Source organism: Klebsiella sp. NPDC088457 (assembly GCF_044900465.1).
Classification (GTDB): domain Bacteria; phylum Pseudomonadota; class Gammaproteobacteria; order Enterobacterales; family Enterobacteriaceae; genus Klebsiella.
Genome location: NZ_JBJDNH010000003.1, coordinates 56,316 through 73,141 on the forward strand (window position 1 = coordinate 56,316; position 16,826 = coordinate 73,141).

20 protein-coding genes are annotated in these 16,826 nt (G+C 61.3%); 8 read left to right on the forward strand and 12 right to left on the reverse strand.

All coding sequences use genetic code 11. The features are described 5' to 3' along the window. From ACI2JR_RS03400 to ACI2JR_RS03415, 4 genes are all read left to right on the forward strand, one after another. Positions 1-924, forward strand: a complete 924-nt coding sequence (locus tag ACI2JR_RS03400) for a 3-hydroxyacyl-CoA dehydrogenase family protein (RefSeq protein ID WP_462477883.1) — start codon at positions 1-3, stop codon at positions 922-924. A 43-nt stretch (positions 925-967) separates the two neighbouring features. Beyond that, positions 968-2,362: a GntP family permease gene (locus ACI2JR_RS03405; RefSeq protein ID WP_462477884.1), complete on the forward strand. Its 1,395-nt coding sequence runs from the start codon at positions 968-970 to the stop codon at positions 2,360-2,362. 23 nt (positions 2,363-2,385) lie between these two features. After that, the gene (locus ACI2JR_RS03410) at positions 2,386-3,156 is read left to right on the forward strand and encodes a 3-hydroxybutyrate dehydrogenase (RefSeq protein WP_462477885.1); all 771 of its coding nucleotides are present in this window, start codon (positions 2,386-2,388) and stop codon (positions 3,154-3,156) included. A 174-nt stretch (positions 3,157-3,330) separates the two neighbouring features. Then, positions 3,331-3,501 carry a YnfU family zinc-binding protein gene (locus ACI2JR_RS03415; RefSeq protein WP_243655237.1) on the forward strand — a complete coding sequence of 57 codons (171 nt, stop codon included), beginning with the start codon at positions 3,331-3,333 and terminating at the stop codon, positions 3,499-3,501. A 227-nt stretch (positions 3,502-3,728) separates the two neighbouring features. On the opposite strand, the gene cspA is transcribed toward ACI2JR_RS03415, so the two are convergent. Next, positions 3,729-3,944: a transcription antiterminator/RNA stability regulator CspE gene (cspA, locus tag ACI2JR_RS03420; RefSeq protein ID WP_132730723.1), complete on the reverse strand. Its 216-nt coding sequence runs from the start codon at positions 3,942-3,944 to the stop codon at positions 3,729-3,731. A gap of 297 nt (positions 3,945-4,241) precedes the next feature. Here cspA and cspF point away from each other — a divergent pair, with 297 nt between their 5' ends. After that, positions 4,242-4,454 carry a cold shock-like protein CspF gene (gene cspF / locus ACI2JR_RS03425; protein ID WP_132730722.1) on the forward strand — a complete coding sequence of 71 codons (213 nt, stop codon included), beginning with the start codon at positions 4,242-4,244 and terminating at the stop codon, positions 4,452-4,454. 34 nt (positions 4,455-4,488) lie between these two features. On the opposite strand, the gene ACI2JR_RS03430 is transcribed toward cspF, so the two are convergent. After that, complete coding sequence (locus ACI2JR_RS03430; RefSeq protein ID WP_132730721.1) at positions 4,489-5,361, reverse strand: LysR family transcriptional regulator; 873 nt, start codon at positions 5,359-5,361, stop codon at positions 4,489-4,491. 106 nt (positions 5,362-5,467) lie between these two features. Between ACI2JR_RS03430 and budA the strand changes: the two genes are divergently transcribed. From budA to ACI2JR_RS03445, 3 genes are read left to right on the forward strand one after another with little or no spacing between them, the layout of a single operon-like run. Further along, positions 5,468-6,247 carry an acetolactate decarboxylase gene (gene budA / locus ACI2JR_RS03435; protein WP_462477886.1) on the forward strand — a complete coding sequence of 260 codons (780 nt, stop codon included), beginning with the start codon at positions 5,468-5,470 and terminating at the stop codon, positions 6,245-6,247. A gap of 10 nt (positions 6,248-6,257) precedes the next feature. Next, complete coding sequence (alsS, locus tag ACI2JR_RS03440) at positions 6,258-7,937, forward strand: acetolactate synthase AlsS (RefSeq protein ID WP_462477887.1); 1,680 nt, start codon at positions 6,258-6,260, stop codon at positions 7,935-7,937. 26 nt (positions 7,938-7,963) lie between these two features. Beyond that, a complete protein-coding gene (locus ACI2JR_RS03445; protein ID WP_462477888.1) occupies positions 7,964-8,734 on the forward strand; it encodes a (S)-acetoin forming diacetyl reductase in 771 nt (256 codons plus the stop codon). A gap of 124 nt (positions 8,735-8,858) precedes the next feature. On the opposite strand, the gene ccmI is transcribed toward ACI2JR_RS03445, so the two are convergent. The 10 genes from ccmI to ACI2JR_RS03495 all read right to left on the reverse strand — a co-directional run bounded on the left by ccmI (position 8,859) and on the right by ACI2JR_RS03495 (position 16,822). Continuing rightward, the gene (ccmI, locus tag ACI2JR_RS03450) at positions 8,859-9,701 is read right to left on the reverse strand and encodes a c-type cytochrome biogenesis protein CcmI (RefSeq protein WP_462477889.1); all 843 of its coding nucleotides are present in this window, start codon (positions 9,699-9,701) and stop codon (positions 8,859-8,861) included. Beyond that, positions 9,698-10,156 (reverse strand): cytochrome c-type biogenesis protein, encoded by a 459-nt coding sequence (locus tag ACI2JR_RS03455; protein ID WP_132730716.1) that lies wholly within the window; start codon positions 10,154-10,156, stop codon positions 9,698-9,700. Before ACI2JR_RS03455 ends, ccmI begins: the two co-directional genes overlap by 4 nt. Continuing rightward, a complete protein-coding gene (locus tag ACI2JR_RS03460; RefSeq protein WP_132730715.1) occupies positions 10,153-10,710 on the reverse strand; it encodes a DsbE family thiol:disulfide interchange protein in 558 nt (185 codons plus the stop codon). Before ACI2JR_RS03460 ends, ACI2JR_RS03455 begins: the two co-directional genes overlap by 4 nt. Next, on the reverse strand, positions 10,707-12,659 hold the full coding sequence (locus ACI2JR_RS03465) for a heme lyase CcmF/NrfE family subunit (RefSeq protein WP_462477890.1): 1,953 nt from the start codon (positions 12,657-12,659) through the stop codon (positions 10,707-10,709). The genes ACI2JR_RS03460 and ACI2JR_RS03465 overlap by 4 nt, the downstream gene beginning before the upstream one ends. Further along, positions 12,656-13,114, reverse strand: coding sequence for a cytochrome c maturation protein CcmE (ccmE, locus tag ACI2JR_RS03470; RefSeq protein ID WP_462477891.1), 459 nt, complete (start codon positions 13,112-13,114; stop codon positions 12,656-12,658). Before ccmE ends, ACI2JR_RS03465 begins: the two co-directional genes overlap by 4 nt. Beyond that, positions 13,098-13,328 carry a heme exporter protein CcmD gene (gene ccmD, locus ACI2JR_RS03475; protein ID WP_132730712.1) on the reverse strand — a complete coding sequence of 77 codons (231 nt, stop codon included), beginning with the start codon at positions 13,326-13,328 and terminating at the stop codon, positions 13,098-13,100. Before ccmD ends, ccmE begins: the two co-directional genes overlap by 17 nt. Next, complete coding sequence (locus ACI2JR_RS03480) at positions 13,325-14,062, reverse strand: heme ABC transporter permease (RefSeq protein WP_462477892.1); 738 nt, start codon at positions 14,060-14,062, stop codon at positions 13,325-13,327. Before ACI2JR_RS03480 ends, ccmD begins: the two co-directional genes overlap by 4 nt. 53 nt (positions 14,063-14,115) lie before the next feature. Further along, positions 14,116-14,775, reverse strand: a complete 660-nt coding sequence (ccmB, locus tag ACI2JR_RS03485) for a heme exporter protein CcmB (RefSeq protein WP_462477893.1) — start codon at positions 14,773-14,775, stop codon at positions 14,116-14,118. Next, on the reverse strand, positions 14,772-15,395 hold the full coding sequence (ccmA, locus tag ACI2JR_RS03490; RefSeq protein ID WP_462477894.1) for a cytochrome c biogenesis heme-transporting ATPase CcmA: 624 nt from the start codon (positions 15,393-15,395) through the stop codon (positions 14,772-14,774). The genes ccmB and ccmA overlap by 4 nt, the downstream gene beginning before the upstream one ends. A gap of 83 nt (positions 15,396-15,478) precedes the next feature. Next, positions 15,479-16,822 (reverse strand): c-type cytochrome, encoded by a 1,344-nt coding sequence (locus ACI2JR_RS03495; RefSeq protein ID WP_462477895.1) that lies wholly within the window; start codon positions 16,820-16,822, stop codon positions 15,479-15,481. Between the last annotated feature and the right edge of the window lie 4 nt (positions 16,823-16,826).

Consider the following 16,826-nt stretch of genomic DNA (forward strand, 5'->3'; position numbering starts at 1 on the left):
ATGTATAAACCAACGCTGGCGGTACTCGGCGCCGGGCTGATGGGCATTGGCATCGCCTGCCATTTTGCCCGCCACGGCCACCGGGTACGGCTTTACGATACCGACCCGGCGCGCGTGGCGGAAGTCCCCGCCGTTGTCACCGCCATTCTGAATGAGCTACACGATGCCGGCCAGTTTGAGGTCAGCAACGCCCCGGCGGTACTGGCGCGGCTGACCCCGACCACCGCCCTGAACGATCTGGCGGAATGCACCCTGCTGATTGAGGCCATTCCCGAACGCCTGGCGCTAAAACATGCGCTGTATGCGCAGCTGGAAGCGATTATCGCCGAAGATGCGCTGATTGCCAGCAATACCAGCGGCCTGCCGCCGGACCAGCTGGCCGAGGGGATGGCGCATCCGCAACGTCTGCTGATCGCCCATTTCTGGCACCCGCCGCACTTTATTCCCCTTGTGGAAGTGGTTCCCGGCAGCGCCACCCGTCCGGAACTGCCCGCCCGGCTCAGCGAATTTTTTACCGCGACGGCGCTGGAGGCCGTGGTCCTTAACCGCGCCGCGCCGGGTTTTGTCGGCAACCGCCTGCAGTTCGCCCTGCTGCGCGAAGCGCTGCATATCGTCCACAGCGGCATCGCCTCGGCGGAAGTGGTCGATCGGGTGATGCGCGCCTCGCTTGGCCGCCGTTACGCTATGGTGGGGCCGCTGGAGGCCGCCGATATGACCGGACTGGCGACGGTGCAGGATATCTGTCAGCACCTGTTGCCGGAGCTGGCCAGCGGTACGCAAATGATGGCCATGGTGGCGGAAAAAGTCGCCCGCGGCGATACCGGCGCCCGCAGCGGACAAGGCTTTTACCGCTGGGATGACGCCCGCACGGCCCGCATCCGGTCGCGCCGGGAACACCAGCTGCGCTATGCCCTGAAACCGTAACTTCGCGAACGGTACCCGACAATAACAAGACAAGTGAGGCATCGTGATGAGTGTTTTGATTGCCCTGGCCGCGTTGGCATTACTGATGCTGGCCGCCTATCGCGGATATAGCGTTATCCTTTTTGCGCCGATCGCCGCCCTCGGGGCGGTATTGTTGACCGACCCCGGCGCGGTCGGCCCCACCTTCACCGGCCTGTTCATGGAAAAAATGGTCGGTTTTGTGAAGCTGTACTTCCCGGTATTTCTGCTGGGCGCGGTCTTCGGCAAGCTGATTGAACTCTCGGGATTCTCCCGCTCCATCGTTGCCGCCGCCATTCAGATCCTCGGCCGGCGTCACGCCATTCCGGTGATTGTGCTGGTTTGCGCCCTGTTAACCTACGGCGGGGTATCGCTGTTTGTCGTGGCCTTCGCGGTCTACCCGTTCGCCGCTGAACTATTTCGCCAGAGCGGAATACCGAAGAGACTGATTCCGGCAACCGTGGCCCTGGGCGCCTTTTCATTCACCATGGATGCGCTGCCCGGCACGCCGCAGATCCAGAATATTATTCCCACCAGCTTCTTCGGCACCAACGCCTGGGCAGCCCCGTGGCTGGGGTTGATCGGTTCACTGTTTATCATCACGTTGGGTCTGCTATGGCTTGAGCGCCAGCGGCGTAAAGCCCAGGCCAACGCTGAAGGCTACGGTACCAATTTGCAAAACGAGCCGGATACGCCGGATAACATTAACCTGCCTCATCCGCTGATTGCGATTGCGCCCCTGCTGCTGGTTGGCGTCCTGAACCTGCTGTTTACCCGCTGGATCCCGCGGTGGTATGGCGCCAGCCACCAACTGGTCCTGCCGGGGCTGGCGACGCCGATCGTCACGGAAGTCGGCAAAATCACCGCTATCTGGGCGGTGGAAGCGGCGCTGCTTGCCGGTATTTTCGTCGTGCTGCTGTTCGGCTTTCGCAATATTCGCGGCCGTCTCGCCGAGGGAAGCCGTACCGCCGTGAGCGGAGCGATCCTCGCGGCGATGAATACCGCCTCGGAATACGGTTTCGGCGCGGTGATTGCCGCGCTTCCCGGCTTCCTGGTATTGTCCAAAGCGCTGACCGCCATTCCCAACCCGTTGTTAAATGAAGCAATTAGCGTCACCGTACTGGCGGGGATTACCGGCTCGGCATCCGGCGGCATGAGCATCGCGCTGGCGGCAATGTCGGATACTTTTGTCGCCGCCGCCCACGCCGCCCATATTCCGCTTGAGGTATTGCATCGCGTGGCGTCGATGGCCAGCGGCGGCATGGACACATTACCGCACAATGGCGCGGTGATTACCCTGCTGGCGATCACCGGCCTGAGCCACCGTCAGGCCTACGGCGGCATCTTTGCGATTACCCTGATCAAGAGTCTGGCGGTCCTGTTTGTCATCGCGATCTTCTATTTAACCGGTATCGTTTAACCGGTATGACTAAGGAAAATACAATGAATCTGAACGGTAAAGTGGCGCTGGTCACCGGCTCGACGAGCGGTATTGGTTTAGGCATTGCCAAAGTGCTGGCACAGGCCGGCGCGCAGCTGATTCTCAACGGTTTTGGCGACAGCGCTGCTGCGAGTTCGGAGGTCGCCCGGGCGGGAACCGCGCCGGGTTATCACGATGCCGACCTGCGTGATGTGCAGCAGATTGAAGCGATGATGGCCTACGCACAAGCCGAATTTGGCGGCGTCGATATCGTGATTAATAACGCCGGGATCCAGCATGTGGCGCCGGTGGAGAGTTTTGCGGTGGAGAAGTGGAACGATATTATCGCCATTAACCTGTCGAGCGTTTTTCACACCAGCCGCCTGGCGCTGCCCGGCATGCGGGCGCGCAACTGGGGGCGCATTATTAATATCGCCTCGGTTCACGGCCTGGTGGCGTCAAAGGATAAGTCGGCCTACGTGGCGGCCAAGCACGGCGTGGTGGGCTTTACTAAAACGCTGGCGCTGGAGACCGCGAGAACCGGCATCACCTGCAACGCGATTTGCCCCGGCTGGGTATTAACGCCGCTGGTGCAGCAGCAGATCGATAAGCGCATCAGCGAAGGGGCGAAACCAGAGGACGCCCGCGCGCAGCTGCTGGCGGAAAAACAGCCCGCGGGCGAGTTTGTGACGCCGCAGCAACTGGGCGAGCTGGCGCTGTTTTTGTGCAGCGAGGGGGCCGCTCAGGTCCGCGGCGCGGCGTGGAACATGGACGGCGGCTGGATCGCGCAATAACCGCCCCCTCTCAGGAGGAACCTGTTCCTCCTGAGAAACGCAGCCCGTTTCCCTCATTTTTGTCCGCGGAAATATTCGCCTGCTGCCGGTTTATTTTTGGCGAAAGACAATGAGTTCGAGCTATTTATTTAATAATGATGTATGGTTTCAGGCCATTAAATCAGGAAAAATCATATGTCAGATCGAAAAGATGCTAAAAGCCGCCGTAATTATCTTGTAAAATGCACCTGCCCTAACTGCTCCCAGGATTCCGAACACAGCTTTAGCCGAGTACAAAAAGGCGCCCAGCTCATTTGCCCTTATTGCCACAAACTCTTCCAGACGTCAGCAAAAACCGCAGCTTAATTTCCAGGTTACCCCACGCTGATTGTTCCCCGAAACCCGGACTTAATTAGATTATTCTTATTATCGGTGATGACGGGCACAATCGGTGGTGTCTTTGCTTTGGCAAATAAAAAACCCGCACGCTGGCGGGTTTTAAATAAACTTAAATTTATCTTTTAATCTCATCAATCTGTCTACTCAGGCTGTTGCCGTCTTCGTTGTCGCAGACCGACGAGGATTCAGAAAATTTACCCTACAATCGCGACGTTTGTCGCAGCCGGGCCTTTCGCGCCGCTGCCAATAACAAACTCAACCTTTTGCCCTTCAAACAGGGTACGGAAGTCATCGCTTTGAATCGCAGAAAAGTGAACAAATATGTCCTTGCTACCATCAGCAGGCGTAATGAAGCCGAAGCCCTTATCTGCGTTAAACCATTTTACTAAACCAGTCATTTTATTCGACATTTTATAATCCTTTTTTTGAGCCTTTTAGGCAAACTGATTTGCGTTACAGAAACGACTTAACACTTAATGGAGGGACTCAAGGAAGGAGGTATCAGCGATAACGCCTGGAAATGAGGACTGCTTTAGTGAACTGCTTTCTGTCTTACAAACCGACCCAGCTATTAAGGCACAGGCGATATTTATTAGCAACACTTATTTTAGCCATCCAGAAGCCCGGCCTCGCGGAAAATAAAATTAATAGTTTTATTCCCTGCTTAAGGTATAGTGCGCCGGTACTTATTTTCCCAAGGATTTTATTTGTTCCAAAAAATGACAGGCATTGTCAAAGCGTTTGATAATAAAACCGGCAAAGGCCTTATAATTCCCTCCGATGGTCGTAAAGACGTTCAGGTCCATATTTCCGCATTATCCCCAGGCGAACCAGAAACCATTATCCCAGGCATTCGTGTTGAGTTTCGTCGGGTTAACGGCCTGCGCGGCCCCACGGCGGCAAACGTCTATCTTTCATAACCGCAGCGCCGCGGCCCGCGAGCACACGGTGCAGCTAAAACATCTGCAGAAAACGCTTTACCGTCCGCGAGCGTTCGAATCGCCGCCAGGCAATGGCGATATCGGTAGTCAGCGGCGCCCCCTGCAGCGGGTGCCAGGTGACCTCAGGGTGGTGAATACAGGTCATCGATAGCGGCACCAGCGCAAAACCAAATCCGGCAGCCACCATGCTCAAAGAGGCGGAGAGTTGCGACGATTGCCTCGCCTGGCGCATATCGATTCCGGCACGCAAACAACTATTAAATACCTGCTCATACAGCCCCGGGGCCACCTCGCGCGGAAATAGCACCGGTGCGGTGCCCTGCAGCCGCGCCAGGGGCAGCGTGGACTCCGCGGCAAGCGGGTGGTCGCGGTGAAGGGCAATAACCATCGGCTCTTCATCAATAATGCGCAAGTTAAACGCTTTGCTGCTTTCGCACGGCAGGCGTACAAAAGCGATATCCAGCTCTCCTTCCCCCAGCGCGCTCATCAGCGCCGCCATATTGCCCTCGACCTGGCGCAGGGCGACCGCCGGATAATGGCGCTGAAACTGGCGCAGCAGCGCGAAAATCTGCGGATGAAAAGCATTAGAACTGGTAATACCTAACGCCAGGCGGCCGTTCATTCCGCGGGCGATGCCTTTGGTCTTTTCCAGCGCCGCATCGCTCAGGGAGAGGATCTGGCAGGCATCCTCATAAAACGATTCCCCCGCTTCCGTCAGCTCAATTCCTCGCGTCAAACGGCGCAGCAGCGGCGTGCCAATCTCCCGTTCAAGCCGCTGAATCTGCTGACTTAATGGCGGTTGAGAGATGCCGAGTTCCCTGGCAGCGCGGGTGAAATTTCGCGCCTCGGCCACGGCGACAAAATAGCGTAAATAACGAAGTTCCATATCAAAAACGTCTCAAACCAACATGCTTTCTATATTGGAACTGAGCGCTGAATCGGGTCAACAATTATTTAATCTTTCTTATATTTGTTGAACGAGGAAGTCGCTGATGACCCAATCTTCTGCATGCACCTGCCAGCAGAGCCTGTATGAAACCGTACGCGGTTTTTCTGCCCAGCGGCCTGAGAGCGTGCTCTACCAGACCTCTTTGATGAGCGCACTCCTGAGCGGCGTCTATGAGGGCAATACCACCATCGCCGACCTGCTTACCCACGGCGACTTCGGTCTCGGGACCTTTAATGAACTTGACGGCGAGCTGATCGCCTTCAGCAGCGAGGTCTACCAGCTGCGCGCCGACGGTAGCGCGCGCAAAGCCCGCGCGGATCAAAAAACGCCGTTCGCGGTGATGACCTGGTTTCACCCGCAGCATCGCGTCAGCTTCGACCATCCGGTCAACCGCCAGCAGCTGCATGAGATCATCGACCGGCGCATCCCCTCTGATAATCTGTTCTGCGCCCTGCATATCGCAGGCCATTTTCGCCACGCCCATACCCGGACCGTTCCTCGTCAGTCCCCGCCCTACCGGGCGATGACCGATGTTCTGGACGACCAGCCGGTGTTCCGCTTCAACCAGCGCCAGGGGATACTGGTCGGTTTTCGCACTCCGCAGCATATGCAGGGGATCAACGTCGCCGGGTATCACGAACATTTCATCACCGACGATCGTCAGGGCGGCGGGCATCTGCTGGATTACCAGCTCGACCGCGGCGTGCTGACCTTCGGCGAGATCCACAAGCTGTTGATTGACCTCCCGGTCGACAGCGCTTTTCTGCAGGCCGATCTGCATCCTGACAATCTCGACGCCGCCATCCGCGCGGTAGAAAACTAAGGAGCTTCCTATGGACAATCAACGTCACGAACGCCGGTGGGCGCACGGCGCGGATATGATCGTCAGCCAGCTTGAGGCCCAGGGGGTACGCCAGGTCTTCGGCATCCCCGGCGCCAAAATAGATAAAGTTTTCGATTCGCTGCTGGACTCCACCATCCGCATTATTCCCGTACGTCACGAAGCCAACGCCGCTTTTATGGCCGCGGCGGTCGGTCGTCTTACCGGTAAAGCGGGCGTCGCGCTGGTCACCTCCGGCCCGGGCTGTTCGAATCTGATTACCGGCATGGCCACCGCCAACAGCGAAGGCGACCCGGTGGTGGCGCTGGGCGGCGCGGTCAAGCGGGCGGATAAGGCCAAACTGGTCCATCAAAGCATGGATACCGTGGCGATGTTCAGCCCGGTGACCAAATATGCCGTGGAAGTCACCGCCGCCGACGCGCTGGCGGAAGCCGTCTCCAACGCCTTTCGCGCCGCTGAACAGGGGCGCCCGGGCAGCGCCTTTATCAGCCTGCCGCAGGATGTTGTCGATCAACCTGCCCACGGCGCGATTCTGCCAGCCGGCAACGTCCCGCAAATGGGGGCCGCCCCGGACGAGGCGATCGACAAGGTCGCGCGGATGATCGCCGCCGCCAAAAATCCCATCTTCCTGCTCGGGCTGATGGCCAGCCAGCCGGAAAACAGCCGCGCTCTGCACCAGCTGCTGGAGCAGAGTCATATTCCGGTCACCAGTACCTACCAGGCCGCCGGGGCGGTCAACCAGCAGCATTTTTCACGCTTCGCCGGCCGGGTCGGGCTGTTTAACAACCAGGCCGGTGACCGCCTGCTGCATCTGGCGGACCTGATCATCTGCATCGGCTACAGCCCGGTGGAATATGAACCGGCGATGTGGAACCGCGGCGACGCGACGCTGGTACATATCGACGTCCTGCCCGCGTATGAAGAACGTAACTACACCCCGGATAGCGAACTGGTGGGCGATATCGCCGCGACGCTGAACAAACTGACCCGGCGCATCACGCATAAGCTGGTATTAACCCCGCAGGCGGCGGAGATCCTCCGCGATCGCCAGCATCAGCGCGAACTGCTCGACCGCCGCGGCGCGCAGCTGAATCAATTTGCCCTTCATCCGCTGCGCATCGTGCGGGCAATGCAGGATATCGTTAACGACGATGCCACCCTCACCGTCGACATGGGCAGCTTCCATATCTGGATTGCCCGCTATCTGTACAGCTTCCGCGCCCGTCAGGTGATGATTTCCAACGGTCAGCAGACGATGGGCGTCGCGCTGCCGTGGGCAATCGGCGCGTGGCTGGTGAATCCGCAGCGCAAAGTGGTCTCGGTTTCCGGCGACGGCGGTTTCCTGCAATCCAGCATGGAGCTGGAAACCGCCGTCCGACTGCGGGCCAATATCCTGCATATCATCTGGGTCGACAACGGTTACAACATGGTGGCGATTCAGGAACAGAAAAAATACCAGCGCCTCTCCGGCGTGGAATTCGGCGCGGTGGATTTTAAAGCCTACGCCGAAGCTTTTGGGGCCAAAGGCTTTGCGGTGGAGAGCGCCGACGCGCTGGAGCCGACGCTACGTGCCGCCATGGACGTCGATGGCCCTGCGGTGGTCGCCATTCCGGTCGATTACCGCGATAACCCGCTGCTGATGGGACAGCTCCATCTCAGCCAGATACTTTGAGCCACCATCAATAAAAGGAAAGGAACATGCAAAAAGTCGCACTCGTCACCGGCGCCGCTCAGGGCATCGGTAAAGCTATCGCGCTGCGTCTGGTTAAAGACGGATTTGCCGTGGCCATCGCCGATTACAACGACGCCGCTGCCGAAGCGGTAGCCGCGGAAATCAACCAGCACGGCGGCCGGGCGCTGGCGGTTAAGGTAGACGTCTCCCGCCGCGAACAGGTTTTCGCCGCCGTCGAGCAGGCGCGCAAAACGCTGGGCGGCTTCGACGTCATCGTCAACAACGCCGGCATCGCCCCTTCCACGCCGATTGAAACGATCGCCGAAGAGATCGTCGATAAGGTTTATAACATCAACGTCAAAGGCGTGATCTGGGGCATTCAGGCGGCGGTCGCGGCCTTTAAAAAAGAGGGACACGGCGGGAAAATCATCAACGCCTGTTCGCAGGCCGGGCACGTCGGTAACTCGGATCTGGCGGTTTACAGCTCAAGTAAATTCGCCGTGCGCGGCCTGACGCAAACCGCCGCCCGCGACCTGGCGCCGCTGGGTATCACCGTTAACGGCTACTGTCCGGGGATCGTCAAGACCCCAATGTGGGCGGAGATCGATCGTCAGGTATCGGAAGCGGCGGGCAAACCGCTGGGCCACGGTACGGCCGAGTTCGCGAAACGCATCACGCTGGGGCGTCTGTCGGAGCCTGAAGACGTGGCGGCCTGCGTGTCGTATCTGGCGAGCCCGGACTCCGACTATATGACCGGTCAGTCGCTGCTGATCGACGGCGGGATGGTCTTTAACTAATTCCATGATGCTCTGACAGGGTTTGCCCCAGCGGAAACGCCGGGGCTTTTTTGTGTGCTTGTCACGATCGTTCAGACAATAAAAGGCGCCCCGCAGCCCGGCGGGCGATGGTTAGCCCGGCAGATTACCGTGCGCTCGCCTGCGCCTGCGCCAGCTGGCGTTCAATGGCCTGACGTCGCGCATCGTTCGCCGGCAATACTGCCAGCAGTTGTTGCAATGCCGCAACCGCCTGCGGGTAATCTTCGCTACGCAGCGCGCTCAGCGCCAGCATCTCCAGCACCGGCAGATTCTGCGGCTGGCGCCGATACAGCTCGCGCAGCAGCAGCTCGCCCATCCGCAGCTGCCCGCTATCCCCCGCCCGCACCAGCGCGCTGGCATAATCGAAGGTCACCGCCGGATCGTCCGCCGCCAGCCGATGGGCGCGGGCAAACGCGCCGATCGCCGTCTCGCCGTCGTTCAGCAGCAGGCCGAGACGCCCCAGCAGCTGCCAGCCGGCGAGATCGTCAGGATGCTCCTGCAACTGGCTGCGCAACCCTAACCGCAGTTGGGCGATTTGATCCATTCGCAGCGGCGCTGCCGTGGGATCGTTCACCTGCCGCAGCAAGGCGGGATAGTCACGCCCGGCCTGCTGCCACAGCAGCACCTGACCAAAATCGCTGGTTTTCAGAAAGATGCCGCTACTCAGCGCCACCAACACCAGCGCACCGGGCAGCAGCGCCCAGCGGCTCAGCGGACGGGCGGGCGGCGGTCCGGCAACGGGAATATCCGCCAGCAGCGTCCGCTGTAGCTCGACCACCATCGCTTCGCGGGCGGCGGGGTTGTCCTGCTCCAGCTCCTGTAGCCGCGACTGGTACAGCGCCCGGTTGAGGGTATCGCGGTCAACCGCCCCTTTGCCCTGCCACGGAAAGTACAGTACCGCCAGCGCCCCGGCCAGCAACAGCAGGGCCGGGAGTAAAAACAGGCTCATTGCTCATCTCCCTGGTTGAGTAACCTCGCCAGCCGCTGGCGCTCCTCTGCGCTCAGCGCCGCGTCTCCCGGGTCGCGGCGCCGGGCGCGCGTCACCAGCACCGCGGCCCCCGCCGCCACAAACAGCCCCGGCACCAGCCACAGCAGCAGGGTCGCGGCGGTCAGCGGCGGTTGATAGCTGACGAAATTGCCATAGCGCGCCACCATATAGGCGATGATTTGCTCTTTGCTTTGCCCCTGCTGCATCAGCTCATAGACTTTGAGCCGCATGTCGGCGGCAATCATCGCATTCGAGTCGGCGATGCTGTTGTTCTGGCACTTCGGGCAGCGCAGCTGCGAGGTTATCTCGCGAAACGCCTGCTCCTGGGCCTCGTTTTTAAACTGCCAGGTATCGATAGCGGCCAACGTCGGGGCGGCCATCAGCAACGCCAGCAGCGCCACAGTCCAGCGCCTCATGATGCCGGCCCCCGGCGGTATTTTTGCCACAGCGGCTGGAGCTGCTCGCGCCACACCCGTTCGTTCAGATCGCCCGCGTGTCGCCAGCGGATAATCCCTTTACCGTCGATGAGGAAGGTTTCCGGCGCGCCGTAAACCCCAAGATCCAGCCCCAGCATGCCGTTGCCGTCAAACAGGCTCAGCGCGTAGGGGTTGCCGAGATTATTAAGCCAGCTGACTGCTTTCTGGCGATCGTCTTTATAGTTCATCCCGACGATCCGCACGCCCTGTTTCGCCAGGCCGTTGAGGAACTGATGCTCGGCGCGGCAGGTCGGACACCAGGTGGCCCAGACGTTGAGCAGCAGCGGTTGGCCGCCGATCAGCGCCGCGCGGTCGTAGATTTTACCCGGCACGTTGAGCGCTTCGAGGCGAAATGTCGGCACCGGCTTGCCAATCAGCGCCGATTCCAGCGTCGTCGGATCGTCGCCGTCGGCATTGCGCATCAGTTGCCAGAACAAAGCAATGACCAGCGCCAGAAACAGCGCCAGCGGGATAAAAAGCAGCCTGCGGTTCATTGCGCCTCCTGCAGTTTTTTACGCATCCGGTAGCGCGGGTCCAGCATGCAGCATAGGCCGCCCAGCGCCATCAGCACCCCGCCGTACCAGATCCAGCGTACAAAAGGTTTGTAATACAGACGTACCGCCCAGCTGCCGTCGTTCAGCTCTTCGCCCAGAGCGGCATACAGGTCACGGGTCAGACCGCCGCTGATTGCCGCTTCGGTCATCATCATCCGGCTGGCGCTGTAGAAGCGTTTTTCCGCATACAGCGTCGCTTCCGGGCGACCGTCACGCGTTACCGCAATCACCCCTTCGCCGCCGCTCCAGTTCGGGCCGACGATATTGCGCACGCCCTCGAAAACGAAGTGATAGCGGTGAATATCGATACTGTCGCCGGTTTTCATCCGCACATCGCGCTCAACGCTATAGTTCTGGCTGAAGGCGATACCGATCACCGTCACCGCCACCCCGACGTGGCCGAGCACCATCCCCCACTGACTGCGCGACAGCGTGCGCAGCCCGCGCCAGAAGCCGTGACGGTGGCTGGCGCGCTCATGCACCTCGATCAGGGCGAAGATCAGTACCCAGATGGCCATCATCAGCCCGACGACCGCCATGGCGGCAATCCGATCCTGTAGCAGCCACGGCAGCAGCAGAGAAAGTGACAACGTCACCAAAAGGGCGATCAGCAGACGCTTCACCTGCTTTCCCGCCTCATCCCGCCGCCAGCGAACCAACGGCCCCAGCCCGAGCAGCAGCGCCAGGGGCGCCATCAGGACGCTGAACAGGGTATTGAAGAACGGTTCGCCAATAGAGATACTGCCAAGCCCCAGCTCTTTGTGCACCAGCGGCAGCAGCGTGCCAAGCAGCACCACCAGCATCGCGGCCACCAGCAGAATATTGTTGGCGAGCAGGAACGATTCGCGCGACCACAGCGCGTGCTCGACCCGCGCCCGTACCTGGCCGCCTTTGAGGGCGTACAGCAGCAGCGAGCCGCCGATGGCGATCGTCAGCAGCGCGAGGATAAACAGCCCGCGCGACGGGTCGGAGGCAAACGCATGCACCGACACCAGCACGCCGGAGCGCACCAGAAAGGTTCCCAGCAGGCACAGCGAAAAGGCGGCAATCGCCAGCAGGACGGTCCAGGCGCGAAAACTGCCGCGTTTCTCGGTCACCGCCAGCGAATGCAGCAGCGCGGTTCCCACCAGCCACGGCATAAACGAGGCGTTTTCCACCGGGTCCCAGAACCACCAGCCGCCCCAGCCCAGCTCGTAGTAGGCCCACGCCGACCCGAGCACGATGCCGAGGGTAAGGAACACCCACGCCGCCTGGGTCCACGGGCGCGACCAGCGGGCCCACGCGGTATCCAGCCGCCCGGCGAGCAGCGAGGCAATGGCGAAAGCAAACGCCACCGAGAAGCCCACGTAGCCCATATAGAGGATCGGCGGATGGAAAATCATGCCGATATCCTGCAGTAGCGGATTGAGATCGCGACCATCAACCGGATAAAGCGGCAGCGTGCGGCGAAACGGATTCGAGGTAAACAGAATAAACAGCAGGAAGCCGAAGGCGATAGCGCCCATCACCGCCAGCACCCGCGCTACGGCATCCAGCGGCATCCGCCGACTGAACAACGCCACCGCGAAGGTCCAGACGCTCAGCAGCAGTACCCACAGCAGCAGCGAGCCCTCGTGCGCGCCCCAGGTCGCGGCGACCCGATACCACACCGGCAGCGCGCTGTTAGAGTTTTCCGCGACATAGCGCACGGTAAAATCATTGACCACAAAGGCATGGACCAGCACCAGAAACGCGCCGGCGATGCAGACAAACAGCGCGCAGGCCAGCGGACGGGCCAGCGCCATCAGCCGACGATCCTGGCGCGCGGCGCCCCACTGCGGGTAAACGCTCAGCAGCAGGGCCAGGCCCGCCGCGAGGCACAAAAGGTAATTGCCCAGTTCCGGCATCATGGCCTTTCTCCCTGCTTCCCCGGCTGCATGGCCGCTTTCACCTCCGGCGGAGTATAGTTCTCGTCATGTTTCGCCAGCACCTGCTGCGCGGTGATATGCCGCTCGCCGTCAAGCACGCCCTGGGCCACCACGCCCTGACCTTCGCGGAACAGGTCCGGCAGAATACCTTTGTAGCTGACATCAACCACCCCGCGGGCATCATACAGCTGGAAACTGACGTCGAGCGTCTGCGGATCGCGCTGCACGCTGCCGGGCTGAACGTAGCCGCCGACGCGCAAACGCTGGCCAATATCCGGTTTCCGCTGCGTCTCCGTTTTGCCATAGCGGATCTCGCCCGGGGTGTAGAACAGATCGATATTGGCGCTGAGGGCATACAGCGTCAGGCCAATCGTCAGCCCCAGGCCGATCAGTACCGCCAGAGCGATAGCGAGCCGGTTTTTACGACGCGTTTGCATCCGCGGCCTCCTTTTCGCGGCGACGGGCGGCGGCAATACGCCGCTCCCGGGCCTGCTGGCGGGCGATCTCATGAAACAGCGCCCGCCGTTGCCACAGGGTATGCAGCGTCAGCAGCCCCAAAACGGCCAGCGTCGCCCCCGCCGCCAGCCAGACGTAAAGCGCATAGCCGCCCATCGCCAGAAAGGCGGAGAAGGAAGAAAAAGCGGGCGTCATTTCAGCGCTCCTTTATTGACCAGCGCCTGAACCCACGGGCGGCGGCGCTCCTGCCACAGAATTAAATTGCGCAGGCGCATCAGCGTCAGCGTCGCCACGAGGCTGAGAAACGCCAGAATACAGATCCGCAGCGGCAGGCGCATGCTCGGGTCGATGGTCTGTTGCATGTTGGTGGAGCCCTGGTGCAGGGTGTTCCACCAGATCACCGAATAGTGAATGATCGGCAGGTTCACCACCCCCACCAGCACCAGAATCCCCACCGCCCTGCCCGCCAGCCGACGATCGTCGAAGGCGTGCCACAGAGCGATGATGCCGGCATAAAGAAACAGCAATACCAGCTCTGACGTCAGGCGGGCGTCCCAGATCCACCACGTTCCCCACATCGGTTTGCCCCACGCTGAGCCGCTGACCAGGGCGATGACGGTACAGGCGGTACCCACCGGCGCCAGCGCGGCCACCGTCAGATCGGCCATTTTGATCTGCCAGACCATCCCGACGAAGGCGGTCACGGCCATCGCCAGATAGACGCCCATCGACCACATCGCCGCCGGGACATGCAGATACATAATCCGGTAGCTTTGCCCCTGCTGATAGTCCGCCGGAGCATAGACGAAGCCCCAGACCAACCCTACCGCCAGCAGCAGCACGCTTAACGCCGCCAGCCACGGGATAAAGCGGCCGCACAGGCCGTACAGCCGCTCGGGTATCGCCAGTTGATGTAATGTTTTCCACATAACGTTTGCTCACACTACTGTTTTTATGGCTGCGGCAGCGTGGCCGCAGCGGGTTATTGCACCGTCAGCCGCAGCGCGGCGGCGGTGGCGAACGGGCACAGCGTGGCGCTGGCGGTGAAAAACGCCGCCAGAATCGCCAGGTAGCCATCCACCGGCAGTCCCGTCGAGGCGGCCTGGGTGGCGGCGGTGGCAAAAATAAGCAGCGGCACCGACAGCGGCAGCACCAGCAGGCTGAGCAACACGCCGCCGCGCCGCAGCCCCACCGTCAGGGCGACCCCTACCGCGCCTAAGAAGCTCAGGGTCGGCGTCCCCAGCAGCAGAGTCAGCGCCAGTACGCCCGCGTCATGGCCCGACATCCCCAGCAGCAGCGCCGCCAGCGGAGAAACCACCAGTAGCGGCAGACCGGTCATCAGCCAATGGGCAACGATCTTGACCAGCACCACCGCCACCAGCGGCGTCGGCATCAGCAGGAGCTGCTCCAGGGAGCCATCCTGCCAGTCGTCGCGAAACAGCCGGTCCATCACCAGCAGCGCCGCCAGCAGCGCCGCCACCCAGACGATGCCGGGCGCAATCTGCGCCAGCAGCTGCGGGTCGGCGCCGACGCCAAAGGGAAACAGGGTGATCACCACCAGGAAAAACCACAGCGGATTGAGGATCTCGACCCCGCTGCGCCAGGCCAGGCGTAGCTCACGGGTCAACAGCGTCCAGATCATGCTTCTGTCTCCGTCTCGGTCCCGAGCCGCAGCGTGCGGCGCGGGCAGGCCAGCGCCCGTAGCGGTTGATGGCTGGTGAGGACCACGCTGCCGCCTGCCAGTACGTGCTGCTCCAGGCGGCGGCTTAAGGTTTCGCTGGCCGCGGCGTCGAGGGCGGTGAACGGTTCATCAAGGATCCACAGCGGCGCGGCGGTCAGCCACAGACGCGTCAGCGCGACCCGCCGCTGCTGCCCGGCGGAAAGCTGACTTAACGGCAGATCTTCGTACCCCGCCAGCCCCGTTGCCGCCAGCGCCGCTTCACGCGCCTGCGGACGGGTATCGGGAAAGAAGAAACGCAGATTTTCATCCGCCGTCAGCGCCGTTTTGACCGCGGTTTTATGGCCGAGCCACAGCAGCTGGCGATGGAACTCCTCGCGCACCCGGGCCAGGGGATGCCCCTGCCAGCTGACCACCCCGCGCTCCGGGCGCGCCAGGCCGCAGAGGATCCGCAGCAGCGAGGTTTTACCCGCGCCGTTATCACCGGCTACCAGCAGGAGCTCACCGCGCTTTACCGTCACGGTAAGCGCCTGAAACAGCACCCGGTCATCAAAGATGCAGCTCAGCCCTTCAGCATGCAGCATGCGCACGTACTCCCTGATTCAACGCCCGTTTCGCGTCGCGACTCCGCACGGGACGCGCCGCGCGAGCGGCACATCCCTGATGGTTACTGTCCGCTGGTCGGCAGTTTCGAGACATCGACGTTGCCCGTTGCCTTTTCATCGCGCACGATCGACTTATCCTTACGCACTTTCGCCACATCGTCTGCCGTCACCGGCGGCGCGTTGTTGCCCCAGCTGCTGCGGATAAAGTTGACCACCTCGGCCACCTGACGATCGTCCAGACGCCAGCCGAATGACGGCATGGTCAGGTTGGAGACCGCATTCTTCACCGCCGGAGTGGTGCTGCCGGTCAGGATGATATGGATAAGCGATGTCGCATCTTCGGTCTGCACCACCGGGTTGCCCTTCAGCGCCGGGAAAGCGCGTTTGTAGCCCACGCCGTCGGTACGGTGGCAGGCCGCGCAGTTATCGACGTACAGCGCGGCGCCGGTTTTGCTGTCATCGCCTCTCCACAGGTCCTTCGCCACGCTGTCTTCCACCGGCGCTGGCGTCTGTTTACCCCCGCGCGGCGGGAGCGACTTCAGATAGCGGGCAATAGCGGTGATATCGTCATCAGAGAGATATTGCAGGCTGTGCTCCACCACATCGCTCATGCCACCGAAGACCACGGACCTATCGTTGCGCCCGGTTTTCAGGAACTCCGCCAGCTCGCCTTCGCTCCAGCTGCCCAGGCCGTCGCGGTTTTCACCACGCAGGCTGGAGGCCACCCAGCCGTCGATCGGCGCGTTGCTGCCCGCCAGGTAATCGTCGCCTTCGTTTTCGCTCAGCGCTTTTTCCTGCATCGTCAGGCTCCGTGGGGTATGACACGCCCCGCAGTGTCCGAGTCCTTCCACCAGGTAGCGGCCGCGCTCCAGTACCGGGTCAACCTGCGGGTTGACGACAAAATCAGCCGGTGCCGGAGCGAAGATGCCGCGCCAGAACGCCAGCGGCCAGCGCATCGACAGCGGCCACGGAATGTCGGTATCGCGATTCGCCTCTGCCACCGGTTCCACGCCGTGCATAAAGTAGGCGTACAGCGCGCGCATATCCGCTTCATCGATCCGGGCGAAAGAGGGATACGGCATCGCCGGATAGAGCGTCGACCCGTCTTTACGCACCCCTTTGCGTACCGCATCGTCGAACTCTTCAAAGGTATAGCCACCGATGCCGTGAGTGCGGTCCGGCGTAATATTGGTGGAGTAAATGGTGCCGATCGGCGTTTCCATCGCCAGGCCGCCGGCGAAAGGTTTCCCCTCTTTACCGTTGGTATGACAGGCGACGCAGTCCCCGGCGCGCGCCAGATACTCGCCCTGCTTGATCAAATCGCTGTCCGCCAGCGTCGGCGCGGCAAAAGCAGCACAACTTGATGCACCGAGCACCAGTGCCGATAACCATTTCATTTTCATCATTATT